Annotated in this window: 2 protein-coding genes; both read left to right on the forward strand. The window is 41.0% G+C overall.

Annotated features, from left to right (window positions below):
• Positions 1–334: 334 nt before the first annotated feature.
• Positions 335–628, forward strand: a complete 294-nt coding sequence (locus ACEYW6_RS36285; protein WP_412983617.1) for a hypothetical protein — start codon at positions 335–337, stop codon at positions 626–628.
• A 112-nt stretch (positions 629–740) separates the two neighbouring features.
• Positions 741–1,133 carry a Rieske 2Fe-2S domain-containing protein gene (locus ACEYW6_RS36290; protein ID WP_412983618.1) on the forward strand — a complete coding sequence of 131 codons (393 nt, stop codon included), beginning with the start codon at positions 741–743 and terminating at the stop codon, positions 1,131–1,133.
• The last annotated feature ends 65 nt before the right edge of the window (positions 1,134–1,198 follow it).

The raw sequence follows: 1,198 nt of genomic DNA on the forward strand, positions 1-1,198 counted from the left end.
AAATCCCAAGATAAGGAGGAAGCTTCATTTTATCAAACCCTTTCTACATAAGCTTTACATCAAGTGTTTCTTGAAAGTCAAAAGCGCAAAACAATCTTGAAGTACAGTCATGAGGAAAAAAGCGATCGCTTAATACTTACATCTCTGCAACAGATTATGCTAGGGCATCTGCCCGAAAAAGAGATTTATATCCAATTAATAAATTCTTCAGCAAGAGACTCGTATTTTCCATAAATTTGGTGTACCTTGTTAATTCCGTGCAAATTATTTATACCTAACTTCTCCCAAATTTACTCATCCAAATTTTGAGCCAATGCCTTTGAAGGAACAGCACATGAAAACTTCTAATGATATAGATACCAAGAAGATCATCAAAAAATCCGACAAGCTTACCCTGAGACAGATGAAGCTAATCGAGGAGGCTGAAGACCAACTTCTTCAAGCTAATACTGACAATTCTACTGCCCCTGTGGTTGAGGTTGATGAGCAACCAGTAGCGATTTCAGAGCCTAGAGTTCCTGACTATATTCCATTGCTTGACAATCCTCCAGTACAATCTGTGGGTAATTCCGGCTGGCAAGTTTCTGATGTCTGGCGGGATATTCGGGTGGATGATTTTTGTAGTTGATGGTAGCGAAAAGCAAGCGCCCAGCCTACCAGATCGCTTCCAAAATCAAGTTCAAGTTTCATGTTCACTCTGATTAAGATATAGGTATTTGACCTCAAGGGTGTCGATACTCATGGTGCAAGACCAGATTTTGCTGAATGATTGGCATGTAATAGCCCGCTCGCAAGACCTCCAACCTGGAACAGTTCTGCACAAACGTTTATTAGGCTCAGATTTAGTACTCTGGCATAATGGCGACAAAGTTCTAGCTTGGCAAGACCTTTGCCCTCATCGTGGCGCTCGTCTTTCTTTGGGATATGTCAATAAACAGACCCTTGTCTGTTCGTACCACGGTTTAGCCTTTAACAGCGAAGGCCAATGTATACTAGCTCCAGCTAATCCAGACCAATCGCCTCCCGCACGAGCTTGTGTTAAAACTTACCAACTTCTTGAGCGTTACGATTTGCTCTGGGTTTGTTTAGGAACACCAAAACAAGATATAGCTCCATTTTCTGAGCATCCGTGAGAGGTTAAGATAAAGTGCATTTTGTCAACCAGTTAAAATACTCAAAATAGTCTTATTGAAAATGA

This window comes from Nostoc sp. UIC 10607 (assembly GCF_047228265.1).
Lineage (GTDB): Bacteria > Cyanobacteriota > Cyanobacteriia > Cyanobacteriales > Nostocaceae > Nostoc > Nostoc foliaceum_A.

Coding starts and splice junctions, on each gene's coding strand:
- ACEYW6_RS36285 (WP_412983617.1), top strand. CDS start 335: ATGAAAACTTCTAATGATATAGATACCAAGAAGATCATCAAAAAATCC.
- ACEYW6_RS36290 (WP_412983618.1), top strand. CDS start 741: ATGGTGCAAGACCAGATTTTGCTGAATGATTGGCATGTAATAGCCCGC.